22 protein-coding genes are annotated in these 25,259 nt (G+C 49.4%); 14 read left to right on the top strand and 8 right to left on the bottom strand.

Features of this window, described 5'->3' with window-relative positions; genetic code table 11:
• Positions 1–55 precede the first annotated feature (55 nt).
• The 4 genes from NF212_RS06015 to lrp all read right to left on the bottom strand — a co-directional run bounded on the left by NF212_RS06015 (position 56) and on the right by lrp (position 5,642).
• The gene (locus tag NF212_RS06015) at positions 56–1,393 is read right to left on the bottom strand and encodes a replication-associated recombination protein A (protein ID WP_434359730.1); all 1,338 of its coding nucleotides are present in this window, start codon (positions 1,391–1,393) and stop codon (positions 56–58) included.
• A gap of 16 nt (positions 1,394–1,409) precedes the next feature.
• Positions 1,410–2,009, bottom strand: a complete 600-nt coding sequence (gene lolA, locus NF212_RS06010; protein WP_434359728.1) for an outer membrane lipoprotein chaperone LolA — start codon at positions 2,007–2,009, stop codon at positions 1,410–1,412.
• A 52-nt stretch (positions 2,010–2,061) separates the two neighbouring features.
• Positions 2,062–4,947, bottom strand: a complete 2,886-nt coding sequence (locus tag NF212_RS06005; protein WP_434359726.1) for a DNA translocase FtsK 4TM domain-containing protein — start codon at positions 4,945–4,947, stop codon at positions 2,062–2,064.
• Between the two features lie 200 nt (positions 4,948–5,147).
• Positions 5,148–5,642, bottom strand: a complete 495-nt coding sequence (gene lrp, locus NF212_RS06000) for a leucine-responsive transcriptional regulator Lrp (RefSeq protein WP_054674059.1) — start codon at positions 5,640–5,642, stop codon at positions 5,148–5,150.
• A 165-nt stretch (positions 5,643–5,807) separates the two neighbouring features.
• Between lrp and ald the strand changes: the two genes are divergently transcribed.
• From ald to cydC, 4 genes are all read left to right on the top strand, one after another.
• Positions 5,808–6,926, top strand: coding sequence for an alanine dehydrogenase (gene ald / locus NF212_RS05995; RefSeq protein ID WP_434359723.1), 1,119 nt, complete (start codon positions 5,808–5,810; stop codon positions 6,924–6,926).
• A gap of 176 nt (positions 6,927–7,102) precedes the next feature.
• Positions 7,103–8,062, top strand: coding sequence for a thioredoxin-disulfide reductase (gene trxB, locus NF212_RS05990; protein ID WP_434359721.1), 960 nt, complete (start codon positions 7,103–7,105; stop codon positions 8,060–8,062).
• A gap of 134 nt (positions 8,063–8,196) precedes the next feature.
• Positions 8,197–9,969 carry a heme ABC transporter permease/ATP-binding protein CydD gene (cydD, locus tag NF212_RS05985; protein WP_434359719.1) on the top strand — a complete coding sequence of 591 codons (1,773 nt, stop codon included), beginning with the start codon at positions 8,197–8,199 and terminating at the stop codon, positions 9,967–9,969.
• Positions 9,962–11,689, top strand: coding sequence for a heme ABC transporter ATP-binding protein/permease CydC (cydC, locus tag NF212_RS05980; protein ID WP_434359717.1), 1,728 nt, complete (start codon positions 9,962–9,964; stop codon positions 11,687–11,689). The genes cydD and cydC overlap by 8 nt, the downstream gene beginning before the upstream one ends.
• Positions 11,690–11,748: 59 nt before the next feature.
• Here cydC and NF212_RS05975 read toward each other — a convergent pair whose 3' ends face one another.
• Positions 11,749–12,099, bottom strand: a complete 351-nt coding sequence (locus NF212_RS05975) for a hypothetical protein (RefSeq protein ID WP_434359715.1) — start codon at positions 12,097–12,099, stop codon at positions 11,749–11,751.
• Between the two features lie 289 nt (positions 12,100–12,388).
• Between NF212_RS05975 and aat the strand changes: the two genes are divergently transcribed.
• The 3 genes from aat (at position 12,389) to infA (ending at position 14,177) form a co-directional block, all read left to right on the top strand.
• Positions 12,389–13,117 carry a leucyl/phenylalanyl-tRNA--protein transferase gene (gene aat, locus NF212_RS05970; protein WP_434359713.1) on the top strand — a complete coding sequence of 243 codons (729 nt, stop codon included), beginning with the start codon at positions 12,389–12,391 and terminating at the stop codon, positions 13,115–13,117.
• Positions 13,104–13,823 carry an arginyltransferase gene (locus NF212_RS05965; protein WP_434359711.1) on the top strand — a complete coding sequence of 240 codons (720 nt, stop codon included), beginning with the start codon at positions 13,104–13,106 and terminating at the stop codon, positions 13,821–13,823. Before aat ends, NF212_RS05965 begins: the two co-directional genes overlap by 14 nt.
• Positions 13,824–13,958: 135 nt before the next feature.
• Positions 13,959–14,177 (top strand): translation initiation factor IF-1, encoded by a 219-nt coding sequence (gene infA, locus NF212_RS05960; RefSeq protein WP_001040192.1) that lies wholly within the window; start codon positions 13,959–13,961, stop codon positions 14,175–14,177.
• A gap of 300 nt (positions 14,178–14,477) precedes the next feature.
• Here the strand turns inward: infA and clpA are convergent, their stop codons facing one another.
• Together clpA and clpS are read right to left on the bottom strand one after the other, a co-directional pair.
• Positions 14,478–16,739 carry an ATP-dependent Clp protease ATP-binding subunit ClpA gene (clpA, locus tag NF212_RS05955; RefSeq protein WP_434359707.1) on the bottom strand — a complete coding sequence of 754 codons (2,262 nt, stop codon included), beginning with the start codon at positions 16,737–16,739 and terminating at the stop codon, positions 14,478–14,480.
• Positions 16,740–16,782: 43 nt separating this feature from the next.
• Positions 16,783–17,103, bottom strand: coding sequence for an ATP-dependent Clp protease adapter ClpS (gene clpS / locus NF212_RS05950; protein WP_434359705.1), 321 nt, complete (start codon positions 17,101–17,103; stop codon positions 16,783–16,785).
• 702 nt (positions 17,104–17,805) lie between these two features.
• Between clpS and cspD the strand changes: the two genes are divergently transcribed.
• Both cspD and NF212_RS05940 read left to right on the top strand, forming a co-directional pair.
• Complete coding sequence (gene cspD, locus NF212_RS05945) at positions 17,806–18,027, top strand: cold shock domain-containing protein CspD (RefSeq protein ID WP_434359703.1); 222 nt, start codon at positions 17,806–17,808, stop codon at positions 18,025–18,027.
• A 203-nt stretch (positions 18,028–18,230) separates the two neighbouring features.
• Positions 18,231–18,488: a hypothetical protein gene (locus NF212_RS05940; RefSeq protein WP_434359701.1), complete on the top strand. Its 258-nt coding sequence runs from the start codon at positions 18,231–18,233 to the stop codon at positions 18,486–18,488.
• A 95-nt stretch (positions 18,489–18,583) separates the two neighbouring features.
• On the opposite strand, the gene icd is transcribed toward NF212_RS05940, so the two are convergent.
• Positions 18,584–19,834 carry an NADP-dependent isocitrate dehydrogenase gene (icd, locus tag NF212_RS05935; protein WP_434359699.1) on the bottom strand — a complete coding sequence of 417 codons (1,251 nt, stop codon included), beginning with the start codon at positions 19,832–19,834 and terminating at the stop codon, positions 18,584–18,586.
• A 142-nt stretch (positions 19,835–19,976) separates the two neighbouring features.
• On the opposite strand from icd, the gene rluE reads away from it, so the two are divergent.
• The 5 genes from rluE (at position 19,977) to NF212_RS05910 (ending at position 25,188) form a co-directional block, all read left to right on the top strand.
• Positions 19,977–20,672 (top strand): 23S rRNA pseudouridine(2457) synthase RluE, encoded by a 696-nt coding sequence (gene rluE / locus NF212_RS05930; protein ID WP_434359697.1) that lies wholly within the window; start codon positions 19,977–19,979, stop codon positions 20,670–20,672.
• Between the two features lie 84 nt (positions 20,673–20,756).
• Positions 20,757–21,869 (top strand): tRNA 2-thiouridine(34) synthase MnmA, encoded by a 1,113-nt coding sequence (gene mnmA / locus NF212_RS05925; protein ID WP_434359695.1) that lies wholly within the window; start codon positions 20,757–20,759, stop codon positions 21,867–21,869.
• Positions 21,870–21,882: 13 nt separating this feature from the next.
• Positions 21,883–22,506 carry a high frequency lysogenization protein HflD gene (hflD, locus tag NF212_RS05920; protein WP_434359693.1) on the top strand — a complete coding sequence of 208 codons (624 nt, stop codon included), beginning with the start codon at positions 21,883–21,885 and terminating at the stop codon, positions 22,504–22,506.
• 42 nt (positions 22,507–22,548) lie between these two features.
• A complete protein-coding gene (gene purB / locus NF212_RS05915; protein ID WP_434359691.1) occupies positions 22,549–23,916 on the top strand; it encodes an adenylosuccinate lyase in 1,368 nt (455 codons plus the stop codon).
• Positions 23,917–24,054: 138 nt separating this feature from the next.
• A complete protein-coding gene (locus NF212_RS05910; protein WP_434359689.1) occupies positions 24,055–25,188 on the top strand; it encodes a JmjC domain-containing protein in 1,134 nt (377 codons plus the stop codon).
• Positions 25,189–25,259 lie beyond the last annotated feature (71 nt).

Genomic DNA, 25,259 nt, shown 5'->3' with positions numbered 1-25,259 from the left:
AACAATAGCGAAAATACACCGATTTTCCTAGCGGTTCTTTGCGCTGGATGCGCCTTTACCAGCGCTTTCTCGGGCTAGCCGCATCCAGTTGGTCAAGAAATGCAAGTTTTTCCCGCAGTTTGATTTCAAGCCCCCGCTCAACCGGCTGGTAATACCGTGTTCCTGCCATCTCTTTAGGAAAATACGACTCCCCGGCGGCATAAGCATTTGGCTCATCGTGGGCATAGCGATAATCATCACCGTAGCCCATCGATTTCATCAGTTTTGTCGGGGCATTCCTGAGGTGAACCGGCACTTCAAAGTCAGAGGTTTCCCTTGCATCGGTCAGAGCCTGCTTCCAGGCGGTATAAACGGCGTTGCTCTTTGGTGCGCAAGCACAGTACACCGCGGCCTGGGCGATAGCACGCTCTCCTTCTGACGGGCCAACACGGTTAAAGCAGTCCCAGGCATTAATGGCAATTTCCATAGCTCGGGGATCAGCATTCCCGATATCTTCTGATGCGATGGCTAACAAACGACGTGCAACATACAGAGGATCCCCGCCTGCCGTGACAATTCTGGCGTACCAGTACAAGGCTGCATCCGGGTCAGAGCCGCGCACGGATTTGTGGAAAGCAGAGATAAGGTCGTACCAAATATCCCCCTTGTTGTCGAAGCGGGCGACTTTTTCACCGGCAACTTCCGACAGCATTTCAAGGTTGAGGTGCTTGGTACCGTCTTCTCCTTCCGGTGCCATATCTACCAGGATTTCGAGGTAGTTCAGAGACATTCTTGCATCACCTGCCACCAACTCAGCAAGCGCATTTTTCAGGGCGTCAGGTGCATCAATTTTATCGTTTCCAAGCCCGCGTTCTTTATCCGTCAACGCTTGGTTGATGACATTCAGGATGTCCGTTTTTTCCAAAGACGCCAGTTTGTATACACGGGCCCGTGACAGCAGTGCATTGTTAAGTTCAAACGACGGATTTTCTGTCGTAGCACCAATGAATACCACGGTACCGTCTTCAATATGCGGCAGGAACGCATCTTGCTGGCTTTTGTTAAAGCGATGCACCTCATCTACAAAGAGGATGGTTTTACGTCCGGCAAACTGATTCTGACGCGCCTTGTCAATTGCCGCCCGGATCTCCTTTACACCAGAGGTAACGGCTGATACGCGTTCAATCTCAGCATTGGTGTATCCGGCCGCCACTTCTGCCAGAGTGGTTTTCCCTGTTCCCGGAGGACCCCATAAGATCATGGAATGCAGTTGCCCCGCTTCCAAGGCGCGGCGCAGGGGTTTGCCCGGCCCAACAAGATGTTGCTGCCCAATATACTGATCCAGGTTCAAAGGGCGCATACGCGCTGCCAATGGGCGGAAGTCAGAGGAAAAGTTAAGGCTGAAATTACTCACCGGGTACTCCCGTGTCTTACTGGCGCTGGTCGTCCAGCTCTACACCGTCCGGCGGTGTAAAGTGGAACAAACTGTCTTTCGGTTTTGCTGCGACAAATTTATCCAGGGTGAACTGGCTTATCTGTCCATCCTGTTCAACCACAGAAAACCCTTCGACTTCACCGTCTTTTTTCACATCAACCACAAACTCTCCCACGCGGGAAGACTGCGATTTGGGTTTCAGGGTAAAGACATCCCCTTTTTGTGTCACAGTGTATTGCTGCCACTCTGCCTTGTTGTTGCGGGTCAGCAAAGCAAAAGGTGTCTGGTCTGTCGCCTGGTCAAGCCACATTGCCGTAACCTGCTCGACAAACGGGCTGTAATACCACAGGGTTTTACCGTCTGATACCAGTACATTTTCATCCGGCTCAGCCGTCGTCCAGTTAAACAGGTTCGGCCGTTCAATCGCGAGAGTACCAGAGCCTTCGCTGATAACGTCACCATCCGCACTGGTCACTTTCTGGGAGAAGTCTGCGCTGAACGCATTGACCTTATCCAAGCGTGATATCAGGTTATCCTGCGGATTTGCCAAGGCAAGAGGCGCAATAAACGCCAGCAAAAAGAGGCTTTTTTTCATTCGGATTTTCCAAATAAGGGAGCCTTGCAGCTCCCAATGTTTTATATGCTAATCAGTCACGGGGCGGTGGCGGTGCCAGTACTTCCCGGTTTCCGTTATGCCCTGGTGAGCTCACAATACCATGAGCTTCCAGCTGTTCAACAATTCGTGCAGCCCGGTTATAGCCGATTTTAAAACGGCGCTGGACGCCGGATACAGAGCCGCGGCGGCTGTCTGTTACAAACTCAACCACCTGATCAAACAGCGGATCCAGATCATCATCCGAACCACCAGCCTCACCCGGAAGCAGTGAGTCAGCCCCCTGATCATCGTTAAGGATGCCGTCAATGTAATTAGGTTTGCCACGCGCTTTCCAGTTACTTACCACGCGGTGTACTTCATCATCGCTGACAAACGCACCGTGGACACGTTCAGGATGGTTGGAGCCGTTCATCATAAACAGCATGTCACCCATACCCAGCAAGGATTCTGCTCCTCCCTGATCCAGAATGGTGCGGGAGTCCGTTTTGGTTGAAACCGTAAATGCCACACGAGATGGGATATTCGCCTTGATAAGGCCGGTAATCACATCTACAGAAGGACGCTGTGTTGCCAAAACAAGGTGGATACCAGCGGCTCGCGCTTTCTGTGCCAGACGGGCAATCAGCTCTTCCACCTTCTTGCCCACAACCATCATAAGGTCTGCAAACTCATCCACCACCACAACGATGTACGGCAGTTTTTCCAACATTGGTGCTTCCGGATCCATACTGTCACCCGGTTTCCACAACGGATCCGGAATCGGATGGTTGGCTTCCTCTGCTTCTTTCACCTTGTCATTGAAACCGGCGATGTTACGTACACCAAGCATGGACATCAGCTTGTAGCGACGTTCCATTTCCCCAACACACCAACGCAGTGCATTACCGGCATCTTTCATGTCGGTAACCACTTCCGTCAGCAAATGAGGAATGCCTTCGTAAACCGAAAGCTCAAGCATCTTGGGGTCGATCATGATAAAGCGCACTTCGTCAGGCGATGCTTTGTAAAGCATACTGACGATCATGACGTTAACGCCCACTGACTTACCGGAACCGGTTGTACCGGCCACCAGCAGGTGCGGTGTTTTCGCCAGGTCAGTCACGACGGACTCACCTGCAATGTTTTTACCCAGTACGACAGAAAGTGGGGATTTGGACTGCTTGAAGCGTTCGCTGTCCACCACTTCTGACATAGACACCATTTCACGGTGTGCGTTCGGCAGTTCAAGGCCGATATAAGGTTTACCCGGAATAACCTCAACTACGCGTACTGCCGATGCAGAAAGTGAACGCGCAATATCTTTGGATAGCCCAGATATCCGGCTCACTTTCACGCCTGGGGCCAATTCAAGTTCATAGCGGGTGATAACCGGTCCCGGATAAACACCCACCACTTTTGCATCAATCTTGTAATCAGACAGACGGGCTTCTACCAGACGCGCTGTATGCTCAAGTTCTTCTCGGGATGCCCGTTGAACACTCTTGCGCGGCGGATCCAGCAGATCGACTGTTGGCAAGGGCTCCTTCGGCTTAGGCAGGTTTTCTTCCTGACGACGAAGGAACGGGTGAATCTTGGCGGCTTCCTTGGCTTTGGCCTCTCGGATGGTCTCCATAAACGGATCCTCATCCTCACTGTCGCTATCGCTGTCTCCAACAGGTTCAACCGGTTTGAAGGAAGTGAACTGCGAAGGCTGCTCGAAATCCGTATGTACGGGTTCAGCCTGTTCTACCGGAGCTGTCTGCCCCTCATCTTCAATATGCGCACGTTGTTCCTGACGCCACTGAGTATCGTCTTCAGTGAAATCCAGAACATCATCCTGCTGACTATTGAGCTCTTCAGGCTCTGAATCAAGATCATTATGGAATGTAAACGCTTCAACAACCTGGACGTCTGGTTCTTCCTGATCAGGATTCAAATCACTCTCATGATTTTCATGATCTGCTTCCTGCCAAGGTGTCAGTGCATCGGCAGAAGTCTCTTCTTCCGGGAAATGAATAATAGGCTCTACGCGTTTTTCTTCTTGTTCTTGTTCTGGTTGCGATGCGCCCTCTAAGCCCTGTTCGGCAGGAGACATAAGGATATCCGGCATCCCAAAACTGCCATCACAAGCCAAGTCGTGGTTGGTGGCCGTTTTGATCGCTGCGGAAGTTGTTTCTACCGATTGCGGTTCGCCTACTGACATGTCCTCAGTTTTTGCCCGCAGCGGTTTGGCCAGTACATCGAGATCTGTCATCTCAAGGCTTTTGTCTTCCCCTCTGCTTTCAAACGCAGAATGTACTTCTGACTGTTCACCACGAACTTTTGCCAATACCCAGTCGACACCATTGAGCACGCTCTCGCCCAATGCGTCCACAATCGTAAGCCAGGAAATACCGGTGAACAGCGTGAAGCCGGCAGCCCACAGGAACATCATTACCAGCGTAGTTCCCAATACATTAAACAAAGGCAAAACCATTGAGGTAACGACGTCACCAACCACACCACCGGACGAGAAGTACCAGAAGTCATCAAAGTTGAGATCGGCAAGGCTGCAACTGGTCAGGAAAAGAACTACCAGTCCGAGAATCCGTGTTCCCAGAATGGTGTAATTCAAGGGTTCAGAGGCATCTCTGTGGCGCAAAAACACCCATGCACCCAACACCAATGCTGCAGGCAACAGGTAAGCCAGTGCACCAAACATGAAAAAGAGGGTGTCAGCCAACCATGCCCCCAAGGCGCCAGCAGAGTTTTTCACTGGCCCGTCCCAGGCGGTCTGGGACCAGGATGGATCGGCAGAATTATAGGTGAGCAACGCCACATAGGTGAAAAGCGCAACCATTAATCCGACAATAAATAGCGCTTCCTTGATGCGCTGCCAGCCATTTAACCGTTTTTTAGGCGTGGACTCTTTGGGTTCCTGACGCAGGGAAAACTCCATTGGTACCTTGTATTTTTATCTGAATGCTGCCCGGGCAACACATGGGCGGATACTTCATCTCCTTCCTATGTTATACCAAAGTGCGCGAATTCCTGAACTTTTGAAGGTAAAGGGAAAGTCATAATTCACCAAAAACAAAGCGGGTGGCGAAAACGCCACCCGCTTGGGTGTTTATCAACCACTTCGGTTTTCAACTCAGCTTAGCGGGTTTTAATCACCAGCTGGTTGGTCTGTTTCACTTCTTCCATAACCACATAGGTTCGGGTGTCATTCACACCCGGAAGGCGAAGCAGTGTTTCACCTAACAGTTTGCGGTAAGCAGACATGTCAGACACACGGGTCTTCAACAGGTAATCGAAGTCACCGGAAACCAGATGACATTCTTGAATGTCTTCCAGTTGTTGAACAGCTTTGTTGAACTGATCGAACACGTCCGGCGCGCCTCGGTTCAAAGTGATTTCAACGAAGACCAGCAAAGAGGCATCAAGATACTGCGGGTTAAGCAACGCGGTATAACCGGTTATGTAACCTTGACGCTCAAGTCTACGAACACGCTCTAAACATGGTGTGGGCGAAAGTCCAACGCGCTTGGACAACTCTACGTTCGAGATACGGCCGTCCTTTTGGAGCTCATTGAGGATGTTGCGGTCAATGCGGTCCAGTTCCTTGTTCGGCTTCTTTTTACTATCTACCATTTTTTATTCCACCTTCTCACTTCCTTGCAAAAAAATATAACGCTCTCGTTAACGTTTTTTTAATTTTCAGCATCAAATCCCGCTGATTGCAAACTATACTAGCCATAAATAGGAGTTAATAGCAAACGACTAGTAAAAACCACTGTCATATGGAGTAGATACAGGATGATTATTGGCGTACCTAAGGAAATCAAGAACCATGAATATCGTGTCGGCATGGTTCCAGCGTCCGTTAGAGAACTTATTACCCACGGCCACACAGTGATAGTCGAAACCCAGGCCGGCACAGGCATTGGATTCAGTGACGAAGACTATGTGGCTGCTGGAGCATCAATCCTTCCATCCGCCGCAGACATCTTTGCTGGCGCTGATATGATTGTAAAAGTTAAGGAACCTCAATCTGTCGAGCGCGCTATGTTGCGCGAAGGACAAATTTTGTTCACTTATTTGCACCTAGCTCCAGATTTTCCACAAACAGAAGACCTTATCAAGAGTAAAGCTATCTGCATAGCATACGAAACCGTAACAGATTCTCATGGTAGATTGCCACTTTTAGCGCCAATGTCCGAAGTTGCAGGACGAATGTCTATTCAAGCAGGAGCACAAACTTTAGAGAAATCCCAAGGCGGCGCGGGGCTTTTGCTGGGAGGAGTACCGGGTGTTGCACCGGCTAAAGTCGTTGTTTTAGGCGGTGGTGTAGTAGGTTCTAATGCAGCACGCATGGCTGTCGGCCTTCGTGCGGATGTAACAATTTTAGATCGAAATGTTGACACACTTCGCAAATTGGACGAAGAATTCCAGGGCCGCGCAAAAGTGGTTTATTCCACACATGAAGCGTTAGAGCAGCACGTCATCGCTGCCGACCTGGTAATTGGCGCCGTACTTATTCCTGGCGCTGCTGCACCAAAACTTGTCACCAAAGACCTGCTGAAGAAGATGAAGCCGGGCTCAGCTCTGGTGGATGTAGCTATTGATCAGGGTGGCTGCTTCGAAACATCCCATGCCACGACCCATGCAGACCCCACTTATATCGTTGATGATGTAGTACATTATTGTGTGGCCAACATGCCTGGAGCAGTAGCCAGAACTTCTACCTTCGCCCTGAACAATGCGACGTTGCCATTCATCGTTAAACTGGCAAACCAAGGCTATAAAGATGCCCTGCTGAATGATGTTCACTTCCGCAACGGCCTGAATGTGATAAACGGACAGGTTACATGCCGCGAAGTAGCAGAAAGCTTTGAACTGGATTATGTTGACCCACTGGTGGCCCTGCAAGGCTGAATAGGCCCTAAATAAATTGCGGGTAATGCATTTTATTTCCCCATTTAACACCAATTGGTTATAAACCATACCAATTAGCAAAGAGCACCTTCATCGGTGCTCTTTCTTTAGTTGCCCAATTTACCTAAAATCTGCCCATCACTCGAAAATAGATAAATCGCGTCAGCGGAGAAAATATGAGCAACGTAAAGCACGCCAAACTCCTGATCCTGGGTTCCGGCCCTGCGGGATACACCGCCGCAGTATATGCCGCCCGAGCTAACCTGAACCCGGTAATGATTACCGGTCTGCAGCAAGGTGGCCAGCTGACCACAACCACTGAAGTTGAAAACTGGCCAGGCGATGCTGAGGGCCTGACCGGTCCAGGTCTGATGGAGCGCATGAAAGAACATGCCGAAAAGTTTGAAACTGAAATCCTCTTTGATCATATCAATGAAGTAGAACTGACAAAACGCCCGTTCACCTTGAAAGGTGACAGTGGCACTTATACCTGTGATGCACTCATCATTGCGACCGGCGCTTCCGCCCAGTACTTGGGTATGGAATCAGAGGAAGCCTTCAAGGGCCGTGGCGTATCTGCCTGTGCAACCTGCGACGGTTTCTTCTACCGCAACCAGAAAGTTGCTGTTATCGGGGGTGGCAATACCGCTGTCGAAGAAGCCTTATATCTGGCTAACATCGCTTCAGAAGTACACCTGATCCACCGTCGTGACAGTTTCCGTGCAGAAAAAATCCTTGTTCAGCGTCTGATGGACAAAGTAGAAAGCGGGAACATCATTCTTCACACTGACCGTGTTCTGGATGAAGTGCTGGGTGATGACATGGGCGTAACCGCCGTCCGCGTCAAAGATACCAAGTCAGATGAAACCGAAGTGCTGGAAGTAATGGGCCTGTTTGTAGCAATTGGCCACAAACCAAACACTGCCATCTTTGACGGACAGCTGGAAATGAACAACGGCTACCTCAAAGTTCAGTCCGGTTTGGAAGGTAATGCGACCCAAACCAGCATCGAAGGCGTTTTCGCTGCTGGCGACGTAATGGACCACATCTACCGTCAGGCAATTACTTCAGCCGGTACAGGCTGTATGGCAGCGCTGGACGCCGAGCGTTTCCTCGACGCGCTTGACCAGAAGTAATAATAACTTCCCGTAAAGGCCTGACTTGTCAGGCCTTTACCGTATTAGGGCTGGATGTTTTGACATACCTGATTACACCTGTTTGACCCAGGGTCTGTCCTTCTCCCCTTTCACCTTTATTCGACGTTTGATGTATGGAAAAAGATAAACAGCGAGCACTCTCCGCTTGGCTCAAGGCCCAAAGCAAACTCGCTAAACGCTGGTTATTGCTGTCTGTCGGTCTGGCATTTGTCTCAGCACTATTGCTTGTAGGGCAAGCTGCATTGATTGCCTCCATCCTCCATGCTCTCATTATCGAGCATGTCGACAAATCCACACTGGTAACGCAGTTCATTCTGTTGGCTGTAGTCATCTGCTTTAGGGCAGCTTGCAGCTGGGGGAAGGAAACAGCCGGATTCCGCTGTGGAGAAGAAATTCGTCGCCATATGCGCCGGCTGATCCTTGAAAAGCTGAACACGCTTGGCCCTGCCTTCATCCAGGGTAAGCCTGCCGGAACTTGGGCAACGCTGATTCTGGAACAGGTAGAGGAAATGCAGGATTTCTTTGCGCGCTACCTGCCACAAATGGCGATTGCCGTTATGGTGCCTTTTATTATCCTGGTTGCTGTCTTTCCGGTTAACTGGGCAGCGGGTTTAATTTTCCTTCTCACCGCACCATTGGTTCCGCTGTTTATGGCGCTGGTTGGTATGAAAGCGGCTGAAGCTAACCGAAAGAACTTCAAGGCACTGCAACGCCTGTCCGGCTTCTTTTACGACCGCCTTCGAGGGCTGGCAACCATCAGGTTGTTTGACCGGGCAGATGCTGAAGCGAAACAGCTCGAGTATGCGTCAGAAGATTTTCGCCGGAGGACGATGGAAGTACTCAGGCTGGCCTTCCTGTCATCTGCCGTGCTGGAATTCTTCACCGCGCTGTCTATTGCCATTACAGCGGTTTACTTTGGCTTCAGCTATATCGGTGAGCTGAATTTCGGCCACTACGGCATAACCATCACGCTGTTCACCGGTTTGTTTGTATTGATTCTCGCCCCGGAGTTTTACCAGCCACTACGTGACCTCGGTACCTTCTACCACGCCAAAGCTCAGGCGATTGGTGCAGCAGAATCCATTGTTGAGTTTCTCGACACAAATGCAGAAGGCTCGGCAAAGGGCAATACCACGCTTCCTTCGCCAGACGCAGTTTCCATCAGTGCTGAGAACCTTGAAGTATTCAGCCCTGACGGTATCCAGCTGGCAGGCCCCCTCAACTTCCATATCAGTGCCGGTGAAAAAATCGCGTTGGTAGGCCCAAGTGGTGCGGGAAAGACCAGCCTGGTCAATGCCATACTCGGGTTCTTACCATATCGCGGTAGCCTGACAATCAACGGTATTGAAATGAGCAGCCTGAGTCAGGAAAGCTGGCACCGTGAAATCAGCTGGGTAGGCCAGAACCCGATGCTGGTCCACGGCAGCGTTCGAGAAAACCTTTGCCTTTCCCGGCCGGATGTTGATAGCGAAACATTAGCAAAAGCCGTAAAAAATGCTTATGCCGATGAGTTTATCAACCGCCTTGAAAAAGGTTATGAGCACCATGTTGGAGACCGGGCATGTGGGGTTTCTGTCGGCCAGGCCCAACGAATTGCCGTTGCCCGGGCTCTGATCCAGGACGGGAATTTCTGGCTGCTTGATGAACCGACAGCCAGCCTGGATGCCAACAGTGAGAAGCTTGTTGCGAACTCTCTTTCCCAAGCGATTCAGCAAAAAACCAGCCTTACCGTCACTCACCGGCTTGCCCAACTTGCCGATAAAGGCCAGGTTTGGGTAATGGATAAAGGCCAATTGGTTCAACAGGGCAAACTCGATGAAATTTCAACATCCGGCTTGCTGAAAGAAATGATCACTGCCGTAGACAAAGGAGACATCGATGCGTGATTTGATCCCTTTCCTTCGTCTTTATAAAAAACATTGGTTTGGCCTGACGCTGGGCATGTTGCTCGGATTGGCAACTGTACTGGCGTCAATGGGTTTGCTGACCCTCTCCGGCTGGTTCATTTCCGCTGCTGCGGTAGCAGGGTTGTCTGTCGCCACCCGGCAGGTCTTTAACTATATGCTCCCGGCCGGTGGTGTCCGTGGGTTCTCAATTGCCCGTACTGCAGGCCGTTACGGAGAACGCATTGTCAGCCACAATGCCACCTTCAAGTTGCTCGCAGACATCCGGCTATTTTTCTTCCGTAAATTAGCACCATTGGTTCCAGGTAATTTGACGAACCTGCGTGACGGAGACTTGCTGAACCGTTTGGTCGCCGATGTAAATGCCATGGACCACATTTACCTGCGCCTCGTCAGCCCCCTTCTGATCGGCGTGTTGGGTATTCTGGCCATTTCCGGATTTCTGATCTGGTTTGACCCTTCGCTGGGCGGTTTTCTGGCAACAGTACTGCTGGTGTTATTAATTGGCTTGCCGGTTATCTTCTACGGACTGGGTAAAGGGCACGGAGAGAGCATAACCCTAAGCAAAGCCCAATACCGGGTAGGCCTGCTCGACTGGCTTCAAGGAAATGCAGAGCTTCGCATTTTTGGTGCCAATGACCGGGTAATTCAGTCAGCCCAGAGCCACGAAGAGCAGCTTCTCAAGTCACAAAGGCGGATGGCATCTATCACCGGTATCGCCAATGCAACGCTCATGGCGGCAAACGGCCTTACACTGGTTGCCATGCTTTGGTTTGCAGCTGATGGCATTGGTGGACGCGCGCCTGACCCGTTAATAGCCATGTTTGCTTTCGCTACGATGGCAAGCTTTGAATTGTTAATGCCCGTCTCTGCTGCATTCCAGTACCTCGGCCAGACACTGACCTCGGCCCGGAGACTTAATGAAATTATTGAAGCCAAACCTGCAACGGTATTTTCTGGTAGTGCGACCGAGCACAATGCGACCGGAGCAATTGAGATTAGCAATGTTTCATTCACCTACCACGGCAGTTGTGACCGGGTGCTCAGCGATATATCCCTGAACATTGAAGCCGGACAAAAAATTGCCATCCTTGGCCGTACAGGCTGTGGTAAATCCACCCTGCTCCAACTGCTGACCAGAAGCTGGGATCCTCAACAAGGTCAAATCAGTTTTGACGGGATCCCATTGGCAGACTGGAATGAGTCTTCACTGCGCAATGCAGTTTCCGTTGTCAGTCAGCGAGTGGATATATTCAGTGGGACACTTCGTTATAACCTTGCCATGGCAAATGAATCGTCTACAGATGAAAAGTTACGCGAGGTGCTTAATGAGGTTGGCTTGGAAGCACTACTTGAGGGACAAGGCCTGGATGCCTGGGTAGGTGAAGGCGGACGACAGCTGTCCGGTGGCGAACGCCGCCGAATTGGTATTGCCCGAGCACTGCTGCGGGATGCACCTATTTTACTGCTTGATGAGCCGACAGAAGGGCTGGACAGCAAAACCGAGAAAGATGTTCTCTCTTCTCTGATGTCGCATGCTGAGAACCGTACTCTGATTTACATCACTCACCGTCTCGCCGGGCTGGGCCAAATGGACCAAATCTGCCTGATGGACAATGGTGAAATCATTGAACAAGGAACACATGAAGCACTGCTCAACCTTCAGGGACGCTATGCCGAGCTGACCAACCGTCTCCATTAATACAACAAGTCTTATTTATGACCTAAAAGTCAAAAGGGCCTGGATATCAGGCCCTTTTTTCAACGGCCCCGTCCACTGGCAAGTGAGCGAATTTGCCCCCCTTCTGCTGATGGGGCAATGGTTACCGGGGAGTGCGTATCTTCATTACGTCCCTTACCCTCGCTGTAAAAATCACCAACGTCTTTCCAGTGGGTGCTTCCCAGCGTAACCATGTAATACTTGTCGTTACGCATATCCGCAATCAGGCCCCGGCCGAAATGCATCAGTTCATTATGTACATCCCGAACAAAATCACTACGCAAAGACTGCCGGCTGGTAAGCTCTGTAATATCGCTGCGTGTCAGATATACGCCGTTATAAGAAGCAAATCTATCCATCAACCAGGCAGCAAATTCTTTGGCACTTTTCATAACGTCATCCCCCTTTTCAAATCAGGCAACCGTTAAAGGCCCGGCGAGAGGTTGGCAGACAACACGCTGCCTCACGTTTTTAATAATAATGAGATCCAGAGCACAAAATTGTCTCAGTTATTGACTCAGTCACATATTCTTCAAACAGTTAGGATGATGCCCTGTATCTGCCCCTATTTTTCTTGTTAATAACCAGCATGTTATTTCGAAACACATATGCCGAGCCTGACAAAGACCCACCTGACACATTATTATTATTGAAGCAGCACCACAGAGATTTATCCCAACAATGACAATTTATCTGCCACCACTTGATGAAACCCTTAATTTTCCTGATGTTGAAACCGCCTTGTCAGAGCCGGACGGGTTGCTGGCCATAGGCGGAGATTTGTCACCGTCACGGCTGCTGGCTGCATACCGAAACGGAATATTTCCTTGGTTTGGCGAAGAAGACCCCTATTTGTGGTGGAGCCCGTCTGAACGAGCTGTTTTCTGGCCCGAGCATTTCCAACCGTCACGCAGTCTAAAAAAACACTGCCGGAAAAATCGGTTTTTCGTAACGATAAACACCTCGTTTGAGCAGGTTATAGAGCGTTGTGCGACTATCCGGGGCTCTGATGCGATATGGATAACTGAAGATATGAGGCAGGCTTATACGGCGCTCCACCAGGCAGGTCACGCCCACTCTGTTGAGATATGGGATATCTCCGATAACCTTGTAGGTGGGTTGTATGGGATTTCAGTGGGACAAGTATTTTGCGGAGAATCTATGTTCTCCTCCTTAATGAATGGCTCAAAAATCGCACTGTGGGCTTTTTGCCAGCACTTTGCAGCACACGGTGGGAAAATCATTGATTGCCAGATGATGAATCCCCACCTTGAGTCCTTGGGCGCATCCCCAATATCGCGTCAGGATTTTATACGCAAACTATCTCAAATGTCTGATACTGTTATTAATGACAAGTGCTTTGCCCCCGGCCCTGTAACATGGGAGAACCCTTACATTGTCAACAAATAAACTGGCTAACGGTGCTCTTTCTGTCGGACTGACTGCTGAACATCGATGTAATTATTTACCTGATCAACAGGAAAGACTTGCCATCGTCATGGATCCCGGCTTGCAATCTTTCAGAGGGTACAGCGTGTTGATTGAAGCCGGTTTCAGACGCAGCGGGAACCATATCTACCGCCCACACTGCAATCATTGCAACGCTTGCAAGTCCCTGCGAATTGACGTCAATGGATTTACGCCAAGCCGTAGCCAGAAACGGTTGTTGAAACAGTTGGATAAGCTCACTGTACTGGTAACTGACGCGCCACCAGAAAATTGGTTTGAGCTATATTCAAATTACATCACCCAACGACACCGTGATGGTTCAATGTTCCCCCCCGTTAAATCTGATTTCCTTTCTTTTATTCGCAGTAACTGGCTCGAAACCCGCTTCCTGCAAATTTACCAGCAGGAAAAAATCATTGCCGTTGCAGCAACTGACATACTTCAGGATGGGTTAAGCGCTATCTACACCTTCTTTGACCCGGATATAAAAATGTCGGTAGGGTCTTTATCTATTCTCGCCCAGTTGGCTCTTGCAAAAAAACTGGGGAAGGATTGGTTATATCTCGGATACCAGGTTGATGCCTGCGATGCTATGAAATATAAGTCGAATTTCTTTCCTCACCAGCAATTTATTCACGGTGCATGGCAAGAATTTGATGCAAATTGACCATGCAACACAGCCTTTCGTCCTCTTTAGGTTGGCAAGTCTCACCGATGGGGTTAAAATTTCGGCCCTGTAACTTAGAGTAACGCGTATAGCTCGCGGTGAATCATTGGCTATCCAAAAGCCTAAGAGGAATAAATGGCAAAAGAAGACGTAATTGAAATGCAAGGTACCGTACTGGATACGCTGCCTAATACTATGTTCCGCGTTGAGCTGGAAAACGGTCACGTTGTGACTGCACACATCTCTGGCAAAATGCGTAAGAACTATATCCGTATCCTGACTGGCGACAAAGTTACCGTTGAGATGACTCCGTACGACCTGTCTAAGGGCCGCATCGTCTTCCGCGCACGCTAATATACTATTCGGGCCTGTTTAACCTGGAGCGAAGTTACCGGTCTTATTGCAGTTTTTGCATGACGGATCTTTCGCGTTTCAGGTACTGTCAGCTCACAATACTGTCACGATGCGAAAGCGTCCCATATTGATGAGACCACTTTTCATACAGGCCCTGCACTACTGCCTGTTATCCATCGCCCGGTTTAAGAACCGACGGCTGGAGATTTATCAGAAGTGCTTTGATTAGCTTACAGCGCTGCCGAAAGGCAAAAATAAACCCGGCATATAGCCGGGTTTGTTGTGTCTGCACACTAACTTTTAGTGAGCAGGCTCCATCTCATCAGAGAAATCAAAGTGCAGCTTTCCGTCTCGGAGGCTGACCTTCACAGAACCGCCATTAACAAGTCGTCCGAACAACAACTCATTTGCCAGTGGCTTCTTGAGGTTATCCTGAATGACGCGAGCCATAGGTCGTGCACCCATTGCCTTGTCATAACCCCTGTCAGCCAGCCAGTCTTTAGCTGCCTTCGTGACTTCCAGCGACACGCCTCGTGCATCGAGTTGCGCTTGGAGTTCCACCACGAATTTATCGACAACCTGGACAATGGTTTCTTCATCCAGATGGTTGAACCAAATGATGTTATCCAAACGGTTCCGGAATTCAGGCGCAAAGACCCGCTTGATTTCCTGCATGGCGTCGTGACTGTGATCCTGCTGGATAAGACCAATGGACTTACGGGTGGTTTCTGTCACACCCGCGTTGGTCGTCATCACCAAAATCACATTACGGAAGTCAGCTTTGCGTCCGTTATTGTCAGTCAGCGTACCGTTGTCCATAACCTGCAGTAACAGGTTAAACACATCCGGGTGCGCCTTCTCAATTTCATCCAGCAATACAACACTGTGAGGATGCTTGATAACTGCATCAGTCAGCAGACCGCCCTGGTCATACCCTACGTAACCCGGAGGAGCACCAATAAGACGGCTGACAGTATGGCGTTCCATGTACTCAGACATATCGAAGCGCAGAAGCTCAATGCCGAGGGAGCGGGCAAGGCGCACAGTCACTTCCGTTTTACCAACACCAGTTGGTCCGGCAAAGAGGAAAGAACCGACAGGCTTGTTGTCCTGCCCCAGTCCCGCACGGCTAAGTTTGATGGCTTCACACAATGCACCAATAGCATCATCCTGCCCGAAAACCAGCATTTTGAGCTTGTCTTCGAGGCCAGCCAACACATCGCGGTCAGAAGACGACACAGACTTCTCCGGAATCCGGGCGATTTTTGCAATGATGGTTTCAATATCAGCAACATTGATAGTTTTCTTGCGCTTTTTAGCTGGAGTCAGACGACAACGGGCTCCTGCCTCATCAATCACATCAATTGCCTTATCTGGCAAATGACGCTCGTTGATATACTTTGCCGACAACTCAACAGCAGCACGAATTGCCTTGTTGGTATAGCGTACCTCGTGGTGCGCCTCATACTTAGGCTTCAGACCCATCAGGATCTTGGTTGTATCGTCCAGTGACGGTTCAACGATATCGATCTTCTGGAAACGACGGGCCAATGCCCGCTCTTTCTCGAAGATGTTGCTGTATTCCTGGTACGTAGTAGAACCAATACAGCGCAGTTTACCGCTGCTCAGCAATGGTTTAATAAGGTTTGCGGCATCTACCTGTCCACCTGACGCCGCACCGGCACCAATGATGGTATGGATTTCATCAATGAACAGGATAGCCTGGTCTTCTTTCTCAAGCTGCTTGAGAATATTTTTGAATCGTTTTTCAAAATCGCCACGGTATTTGGTTCCGGCCAGCAGCGAGCCAATATCCAAAGAATAAATCACACAGTTTGCGATTATTTCCGGGACATTGCCTTCTACAATTCTCCAGGCTAAGCCCTCGGCGATTGCAGTCTTACCCACGCCAGCTTCACCCACCAACAACGGGTTATTCTTACGGCGGCGGCACAGCACCTGAATGGTACGCTCCAACTCCTTGTCGCGACCAATAAGCGGGTCAATTCCACCTACACGCGCCAACTGGTTGAGGTTGGTAGCGAAATTTTCCAGGCGATCTTCACCGCCTTCAGCATTGCTGTCTTCTGAAGAAAGGTCAACGCGCTGATTTTGCTCTTTCGGGCTTTCTTTCGCAGTACCGTGGGAGATGAAATTAACTACATCCAGCCGGCTGATATCATTCTTCTTGAGCAGATAAGCCGCATGGGACTCTTGCTCACTGAAGATGGCCACCAGCACATTCGCACCGCTGACTTCACTTCGGCCAGAAGACTGCACATGGAAAACAGCCCGTTGCAGTACCCGCTGGAAGCTCAGTGTAGGCTGGGTTTCCCTGGAATCATCGCCAGGTGGAATGAGAGGCGTAGTTTGCTCTATAAACGACTCCAGCTCTTTACGCAACGCATCAACGTCAGCACGACACGCTAGCAGCGCCTCTCTGGCAGACACATTGTCGAGCAGAGCCAATAACAGATGCTCCACAGTCATAAACTCGTGGCGCTTTTCCCTTGCTCTGGCAAACGCAGCATTCAAACTCGCTTCGAGTTCTTTGTTCAGCATAAGGCACCTCCCTCAATTACCACTCATGGTGTGCCGGAGAGTATTAAGCTCTCTCCATGGTACAAAGTAACGGATGTTCATTCTCACGAGCATAGACCGTTACCTGGGCTACTTTTGTTTCAGCAACTTCTGCAGTAAACACTCCGCAGATAGCTTTTCCTTCGTAGTGAACCGTTAACATGACTTGTGTTGCACGATCGGCATCCATACCAAAAAATGTTTGCAACACATCCACTACAAATTCCATCGGGGTGTAGTCATCGTTATTCAGTACCACCTTATACATTGAAGGTGGCTTCAGTTCAGTCTTCTCAGCCTCTGCAATGTCAGAGTCTGGTGTTATCCACTCGTACAACTTACTCATAATTTACTTCATACCCTGACGAAAAAAAGCATTGCTTACAGCTAATTAGATGCATGTCTCTAGTTATTTAGCTATATGCGATATTTCTTAACGCCTCACTATTCAGGTTAATGCAGCCATTGTATTCCAGCAAACCTAATCCTGTCACCCAACGGCATATTGCTGCAAATAAACTGTAAAATGTGCCCACTGTCTACTTTTGACCACATTATCGTTTTAGAGACAACATCCAACACGTGGATTTGATATCCATAATGCAACAGATGTGATGTGCATCGCTGGTCAGTTGAAAGGAGATATTTACGGGTTTCGTTTGCTTGGTTTTTTAGCCTATTTATCAATAACTATGGAGAGTGAACACACATTGGGATATCGACCACATTTCTAAAAAATTTGTTAGGGATTTCAATGAGTATCATTCGATATTGTCATAGAAATAGTAGTCATGACTATATATTTGCAGTGTCCAGTCCATAAGACGATGTTTGAATACCAATCAACTGGAAATGTAAATAGATATCAGCTAATGTGAAAATATATGAAATTGCTATTATATGTATACAGTTAGACTTGACTGTCTAAATCATTTTACTAAATTGTTATTTGTGATGGATTTTAATTTCGCACTTTCTATGAATCAGACGCTTGTGGTTGTACGTCTGTCTATATTGTGCAACTGATTTTGCAAGAGGGATGTATAGCATGGCAACAGGAACAGTGAAGTGGTTCAACAACGCAAAAGGCTTTGGATTTATCTGCCCTGACGAGGGAAATGGCGACGTTTTTGCACACTATTCCACCATTCAGATGGAAGGCTACAAAACTTTAAAGGCCGGTCAACCTGTGACTTATGAAGCGCATGAAGGCCCAAAAGGTTATCACGCCAGCGAAATCGTCCCCGTGGAGAGCGATGCAGCGAAGTAATCGTTCGCTAAGAATTCTTATGAAAAGCAGGCTCCGGCCTGCTTTTTTTGTATCAATTTCCAGTCACTCAACAGAGATCACGGTTATCAAGTAATTTGATAGCTTGTTTCATTTTTAATGAGAACCATATCACCACAACCTTTTCATAATTCGCTATACTTCACATCGCATTCATTGCTGATAATTTTAATTGGAAGAGTGTTATGACTTATCACGCCCATGACCTTAATTACAAAGGCGAAAATTGCGGTGTACATAACTGGATGACCCCGGACGGTCATGCATTTTATTGGCACCCAGACTGGCTTCACATCGCCGAAGACCAAACCGGCATCCACCCTAAAGAAGATCTCGCAGTAACGTCTGGCGAAAAACCAACACGCGAACATGCAGTGCTGGCCATTCTGAAGCACCTTAACGGAAAGATGGTTGAAGAGCTGAATAAGATCCCGCTTCCATAACTACCGGAAAGCGAGTTTATCTTTAACGATAAATGCACCCAGACAAATAAAAAGCCCGGCAACGATGCCGGGCTTTGTTATTTCTGACGATTCAATTACATCTGGTCAATCATGTCCTGAGCAAACTCTGAACACTTACGCAGTGTTGCACCGTCCATCAAACGCTCAAAATCATAGGTCACAGTCTTGTTGCTGATCGCTTTTTCCATTGAGCTGATGATAAGGTCAGCCGCTTCTGTCCAACCCATGTGGCGAAGCATCATTTCAGCAGACAGGATTAAAGAACCAGGGTTTACCTTGTCCTGACCAGCATACTTAGGTGCCGTACCGTGAGTTGCCTCAAACAGGGCAACGCCGTCACCAATGTTTGCACCTGGTGCGATACCGATACCACCTACCTGCGCAGCCAGTGCATCAGATACGTAGTCACCGTTCAGGTTCATGGTGGCAATCACATCGTACTCGGCAGGGCGAAGCAGGATTTGCTGCAGGAACGCATCAGCAATTACATCTTTAACGATGATTTCTTTACCGGTATTCGGGTTCTTCAGTGTCATCCATGGGCCACCGTCCAGCAATTCTGCACCGAACTCTTCCTTGGCAACGTCGTAACCCCAATCTTTGAAGGCACCTTCGGTGAACTTCATGATGTTACCCTTGTGCACCAGGGTCAGGGAGTCACGGTCATTATCGATGGTGTACTGAATTGCAGCACGAACCAGACGCTTGGTGCCTTCCTCAGAAACCGGCTTGATACCTACACCACACTGCTGAGGGAAACGGATTTTGGTCTGGCCCATTTCTTCCTGAAGGAATTTAATTACCTTGTCAGCTTCTGCAGTACCGGCTTTAAACTCAACACCGGCATAAATATCTTCTGAGTTTTCACGGTAAATGACCATGTCGGTCAATTCAGGTTGCTTGAGCGGACTTGGAACGCCTTCAAAATAACGTACTGGACGAGCACAGATATACAGGTCTAGCTCTTGACGCAGAGCTACGTTCAGTGAACGGATACCACCGCCAACCGGAGTCGTCAGTGGGCCTTTGATTGCAACTTTGTAGTCACGGATAAAGTCGAGAGTTTCAGTCGGCAGCCACTGGTCATCACCATAAACCTGGGTTGATTTTTCACCAGTGTAAATTTCCATCCAGGAAATCTTTTTCTCACCGTTATAGGCTTTCTCTACAGCCGCATCCACGACTTTAATCATCGCTGGGCTTACGTCTACCCCGATGCCATCACCTTCAATGTAAGGAATGATTGGGTTGTTAGGTACAACCAGCTTGTTTCCGTCAAGGCTAATTTTTTGGCCATCTGCAGGTACAACTACTTTACTCTCCATTTAAAATCTCCTAGCGTCCATTTGTTATCTTTGTGTAAGATGCGCGCAAAAGAATACTTCAATTAACACAACACGCCAATCACATTATTTCCCGTATAATACCAATGTCTCATTTGTTCCTTTTGTTATTTGACAAGACATCATGACCTTTAAAAAACAGCCTAAACGCCGTGCTACAGCGCCTTCCAGACCGGGTTCCAAGCCCCGCCATTCTCAGTCACGAAGCCGGCATACAGGTACAAATCAAAAGCCCAGAATTTCCCCTGAGGAAACAAGGGTTATCTTATTTAATAAACCATTTAATACGCTGACACAGTTTACCGGCGAACCCGGTGACTCAACATTGGCAGATTTCATCCCAGTAAAAGGAGTCTATGCTGCCGGACGGCTTGATAAAGACAGTGAGGGACTGCTTGTGCTGACAAATGACGGCATCTTGCAAGCCCGGTTGACTCAACCCCGTTCAAAAGCACCAAAGATATACTGGGTTCAGGTAGAAGGTGTCCCGGCCGAAGAATCACTCAACAAGCTTCGCAATGGCGTAGAACTTAAGGATGGCATGACCTTGCCTGCTGGGGTGAAAGTCATGACTGAGCCTGACATCTGGCCGCGTAACCCACCTGTGCGTGAACGAAAGTCTGTTCCGACTACTTGGCTGGAAATAACATTGAAAGAAGGCCGTAACCGGCAAGTGCGGCGAATGACCGCGCACATTGGCCACCCGACCCTTCGCCTTATTCGCTACCAGCTTTCCGAGTGGAATGTCAGCGGCCTTGCACCGGGTGAATGGCGTGAAGTCAGCGCTCCGTCTCCACGGGCATCTCAAGAAAAAATGTGATACAGTTCTCGATCTGTTTCCAGACCCTAAAGTCTGGTAGAATCGCGACCCAATTTGGTTCCAACTAATCAGTCCAGAGTAACAATGTCAGACAACAGCAGCAAAAAAGTGATTGTCGGTATGTCCGGCGGTGTAGATTCCTCAGTTTCAGCCTATCTGCTTATCCAGCAGGGTTATCAGGTTGAAGGCCTGTTTATGAAAAACTGGGAAGAGGACGATTCAGACGAATACTGTTCAGCAGCAGAAGACCTGGCTGATGCGCAGGCCGTTTGTGACAAACTGGGCATTCCTCTGCATACCATCAACTTTGCTGCTGAATACTGGGACAATGTGTTCGAGTATTTCCTGGCTGAATACAAAGCGGGCCGTACGCCAAACCCAGACATTCTTTGCAACAAGGAAATCAAGTTCAAAGCTTTCCTTGAATACGCTGAAGAAGTATTGGAAGCCGACTATATTGCCATGGGGCACTATGCACGCCGCACCTTCCCAACCATTGAAGGTGAGAAGGTTAAAATGCTTCGTGGCCTCGACAGTAACAAAGACCAGACGTACTTCTTGTATACATTGAGCCACGAACAATTGGCACGCAGCCTGTTCCCGGTTGGCGAAATTGAGAAGCCTGAAGTTCGCCGCATTGCCGAAGAGCAGGGTCTGGTAACTGCAAAGAAAAAAGACTCGACAGGGATCTGTTTCATCGGGGAGCGCAAGTTCCGCGACTTCCTTGCCCGATACCTACCTGCGCAACCAGGTAAGATTGAAACCTGTGAAGGTGAAGAAATCGGCGAACACCAAGGTCTGATGTACCACACGATCGGCCAGCGTAAAGGCTTGGGTATTGGTGGTCAAAAAGGCGGGAACGGCGAAGAAGAAGCATGGTACGTCGTTGATAAAGATGTCGAGCGAAACGTACTGCTTGTCGGCCAGGGCCATGACCACCCTCGCCTGAAATCAGCTGGCCTGATTGCCAAACAACTCCACTGGGTAGATCGTGAAGTGATCACTGAGCCAGTTCGCTGTTCAGTAAAAACCCGGTACCGTCAACACGATATTCCGTGTACCATCACCCCGGTTGACTCAGAGACCATCAAGGTGATGTTCGATGAACCGCAAATTGCTGTAACACCAGGCCAATCCGCGGTGTTCTACCTGGATGATGTATGTCTGGGTGGCGGTATCATCGAAGAACGTATTTAAGGAGTTGTCCTACGTGGCTAATACGCTGTTTGATCGTACTGTCGCATTTGCAGGCATTTGTCAGGCCGCTTCTCTTGTACAAGCCGTCGCCCGCGACGGCTATTGTGATGAGGCAGCTCTACGCGCCTGTCTTAACAGTATCGCAGTAACTGACCCGTCAAATACAGCTGCCGTGTTTGAAGGTGAACAAAACCTTACCCATGGTTTGAAAGCTCTGGTAAACGGATTGGACAGCAGCCCAACCGGTGGCGAACTGACCCGTTACCTCATCAATCTGCTTGCCCTCGAGCGCCGGTTATCCGGACGCCGAGACAGCATGGCACAGCTTGGCGACCGAATTGGAACAATCAAACGTCAAATGGCACACTACGACCTGCTTGATGACCAGATGATTTCCAACATTGCCAGCATATACCTGGATATTATCAGCCCACTGGGCCCTCGCATCCAGGTCACTGGAAACCCAGCCCAGCTTCAGCAAACTGCCGTACAGCACAAAGTGCGCGCTTTGTTGATGGCGGGTATCCGCAGTGCTGTGCTCTGGCGCCAGGTTGGCGGACGTCGTCGCCATCTTATTTTTGGTCGCCAGAAAATGGTTGAGCAGGCCAAAATTATTCTCGCCCGCAGCGGTTCTTAATCGCTAGCTAGTGTTTACGTTTTAACTCAGGAGATCCCCATAATGGAACTGTCAGCGTTGACTGCTGTTTCCCCGGTAGACGGCCGATACGGCACGAAAACGATTGCGTTACGCTCAATCTTCAGTGAATTCGGTCTGCTAAAGTACCGCACCGTTGTTGAAATCCGCTGGTTGCAGAAACTGGCCGCAACCGATGCCATCAAAGAAGTACCGGCATTCAGCACTGAAGCAAACGCGTACCTCGACCGTATCGCGGCAGAGTTCAGCGAAGAAGATGCACTGCGAATCAAAGAGATCGAACGTACTACCAACCACGACGTAAAAGCGGTTGAGTACTTCCTGAAAGAGAAAGTAGCTGCAGTACCTGAGCTGCATGCGGTAAATGAATTCATCCACTTTGCGTGTACTTCTGAAGACATTAACAACCTTTCACACGCACTGATGCTGACAGAAGCCCGTGAAACTGTTCTGCTTCCTGAGATCCGCAGCATCATTGATGCCATTCGCGGCCTGTCGGTGGAATACCGTGAAGTGCCTCTGATGTCCCGTACCCACGGCCAGCCTGCGTCTCCTTCCACCATGGGTAAGGAAATGGCAAACGTTGCCTACCGTATGGAACGTCAGTACAAGCAAATTGCTGCGGTAGAAATTCTGGGTAAGATCAACGGCGCAGTAGGTAACTACAATGCGCACCTGTCTGCCTACCCGGACATTGACTGGCACCAGTACAGTGAAGAGTTTGTCACCTCTCTGGGTATTACCTGGAACCCTTACACCACCCAAATCGAGCCGCATGATTACATTGCTGAGTTGTTTGACGGCGTAGCCCGTTTCAACACCATCCTGCTCGACTTTGACCGTGACGTCTGGGGCTACATCGCACTGGGTCACTTCAAGCAGAAGACGATTGCCGGCGAGATCGGTTCATCTACCATGCCACATAAAGTTAACCCGATTGACTTCGAAAACTCTGAAGGCAACCTGGGCCTGGCAAACGCAATCTTCTCGCACCTGGCGCAAAAGCTGCCTGTTTCTCGCTGGCAGCGTGACCTGACTGACTCAACCGTCCTCCGTAACCTGGGTGTAGGTTGTGGCTACTCACTGATCGCATATGGATCGACACTCAAGGGTATCAGCAAGCTGGAAGTGAACCAGGCACACCTTGAAGATGAGCTCGACCACAACTGGGAAGTACTGGCTGAGCCGGTACAGACCGTTATGCGTCGCTATGGTATCGAAAAGCCATACGAAAAACTCAAGGAGCTGACGCGTGGCAAGCGTGTTGATGCAGACGGTATGCGTGCGTTCATCGACGGTCTCGAGCTGCCAGAGTTCGAGAAAGACCGCCTGAAACAGATGACGCCAGCTAATTACATCGGTGATGCGGTTAAACTGACTGACCTGCTGTAATTCAGCCTGACGGATAACCCGGCTTCCGAGCCGGGTTTTTTTGTATCTGGAAATACCAACCAATTCTCACTGACACCTGCATATTGGCGTCGCATGGGTATATACTGACTGCCACTTTAATACCCTGGCTAAATGAGTATGTATCAGCTGAACTTCGACTTCGATACCTTCCTGAAAACCTACTGGCAAAAAAAACCCACGGTCATTCGTGCCGGTTTTGCCGATTTTGACGATGCACTGTCCCCAGATGAGCTGGCCGGCCTTGCGATGGAAGAAGAAGTTGATTCACGCCTAGTGATTCAAAAAGATGGTCAGTGGCTGGTGAGTCACGGCCCCTTTGACAGTTTTGACAATCTGCCTGACACTGGCTCCCAGCTTATTGTTCAGGCATCCAACCACTGGCATCCGGGGCCACAGGCTCTGGCTGAGCCATTCCGTGTCCTGCCAGGCTGGCTCTTTGACGATGTCATGATTTGCTACTCCCTGCCGGGCGGAGGCGTTGGCCCCCATATCGACCAGTATGACGTATTTATCATCCAGGGAAGCGGTCGCCGCCACTGGCGCGTAGGTGACAAGGGAAACTACGAAGAAGCAAACCTCCACACTGGCCTGCGCCAGATCACCGGCTTTGAAGCCATTATTGATACAGAACTGGAGCCGGGAGATATTCTCTACATTCCACCCGGTTTCCCACATGAAGGCACTTCCATCGAAGAGTCTATGAGCTTCTCGGTCGGTTATCGTTCACCAAAGAAACAGGAGCTTCTCAGCAGTTTTGCTGATTTTGCCATTGCCAACGAAGCCGGTGACATCCATTACCATAATCCAGAAATGGAAGCCCGGAAGGCTCATAGTGCAATCACAGAGGATGACTTCAATCGCCTCGATACGATGCTGATGAAACTGGCAGACGATAAGGAACTCAAACGACGCTGGATGGGCGAATACCTCAGTCAGTCCCGTCACGAACTGGATATTGTCCCTGCTGAGCCAAACTGGCGGGCAGACGAATTGGTTCAGTTTCTCGAAGAAGGTGCACCGCTGTCCAAAGTCGCTGGCCTGCGTACCTTCTATTACCCCGATACCCCTCACCTGATGTTCATTAACGGTGAAACTTACGAATTGCCGGAAGGGTGTGGTGATGCAGCGAAAGCGCTTTGTGACCAAGAATCCGTGACAGGTTCAGACTTGGGTCATGCACTCAACAATCCCGCATTTTTGGATTGCATTGTCTCTCTCTCAAACCTCGGATACTGGTTTCCAGAAGACTGATTGGTTTCGTACACCGTATAAAAAAAGCGCGGCTTTCGCCGCGCTAAACCATATCGCATGGTTGGAATAAC

The organism is Parasalinivibrio latis (genome assembly GCF_036825535.1).
GTDB lineage: Bacteria > Pseudomonadota > Gammaproteobacteria > Enterobacterales > Vibrionaceae > Parasalinivibrio > Parasalinivibrio latis.
The sequence above is the reverse complement of the archived record's forward strand: the minus strand, read 5'-3'. Positions and strand labels throughout refer to the sequence as shown.

What these genes read in the sequence shown, in the direction of transcription:
- cspD (WP_434359703.1), top strand. Translation starts at nt 17,806, where the DNA reads ATGGCAACAGGAACAGTGAAGTGGTTCAACAACGCAAAAGGCTTTGGA.
- cydD (WP_434359719.1), top strand. Translation starts at nt 8,197, where the DNA reads ATGGAAAAAGATAAACAGCGAGCACTCTCCGCTTGGCTCAAGGCCCAA.
- lrp (WP_054674059.1), bottom strand. Translation starts at nt 5,642, where the DNA reads ATGGTAGATAGTAAAAAGAAGCCGAACAAGGAACTGGACCGCATTGAC.
- icd (WP_434359699.1), bottom strand. Translation starts at nt 19,834, where the DNA reads ATGGAGAGTAAAGTAGTTGTACCTGCAGATGGCCAAAAAATTAGCCTT.
- trxB (WP_434359721.1), top strand. Translation starts at nt 7,103, where the DNA reads ATGAGCAACGTAAAGCACGCCAAACTCCTGATCCTGGGTTCCGGCCCT.
- NF212_RS05910 (WP_434359689.1), top strand. Translation starts at nt 24,055, where the DNA reads ATGTATCAGCTGAACTTCGACTTCGATACCTTCCTGAAAACCTACTGG.
- lolA (WP_434359728.1), bottom strand. Translation starts at nt 2,009, where the DNA reads ATGAAAAAAAGCCTCTTTTTGCTGGCGTTTATTGCGCCTCTTGCCTTG.
- purB (WP_434359691.1), top strand. Translation starts at nt 22,549, where the DNA reads ATGGAACTGTCAGCGTTGACTGCTGTTTCCCCGGTAGACGGCCGATAC.
- ald (WP_434359723.1), top strand. Translation starts at nt 5,808, where the DNA reads ATGATTATTGGCGTACCTAAGGAAATCAAGAACCATGAATATCGTGTC.
- rluE (WP_434359697.1), top strand. Translation starts at nt 19,977, where the DNA reads ATGACCTTTAAAAAACAGCCTAAACGCCGTGCTACAGCGCCTTCCAGA.
- clpA (WP_434359707.1), bottom strand. Translation starts at nt 16,739, where the DNA reads ATGCTGAACAAAGAACTCGAAGCGAGTTTGAATGCTGCGTTTGCCAGA.
- NF212_RS06005 (WP_434359726.1), bottom strand. Translation starts at nt 4,947, where the DNA reads ATGGAGTTTTCCCTGCGTCAGGAACCCAAAGAGTCCACGCCTAAAAAA.
- mnmA (WP_434359695.1), top strand. Translation starts at nt 20,757, where the DNA reads ATGTCAGACAACAGCAGCAAAAAAGTGATTGTCGGTATGTCCGGCGGT.
- cydC (WP_434359717.1), top strand. Translation starts at nt 9,962, where the DNA reads ATGCGTGATTTGATCCCTTTCCTTCGTCTTTATAAAAAACATTGGTTT.
- clpS (WP_434359705.1), bottom strand. Translation starts at nt 17,103, where the DNA reads ATGAGTAAGTTGTACGAGTGGATAACACCAGACTCTGACATTGCAGAG.
- NF212_RS05975 (WP_434359715.1), bottom strand. Translation starts at nt 12,099, where the DNA reads ATGAAAAGTGCCAAAGAATTTGCTGCCTGGTTGATGGATAGATTTGCT.
- infA (WP_001040192.1), top strand. Translation starts at nt 13,959, where the DNA reads ATGGCAAAAGAAGACGTAATTGAAATGCAAGGTACCGTACTGGATACG.
- NF212_RS05940 (WP_434359701.1), top strand. Translation starts at nt 18,231, where the DNA reads ATGACTTATCACGCCCATGACCTTAATTACAAAGGCGAAAATTGCGGT.
- aat (WP_434359713.1), top strand. Translation starts at nt 12,389, where the DNA reads ATGACAATTTATCTGCCACCACTTGATGAAACCCTTAATTTTCCTGAT.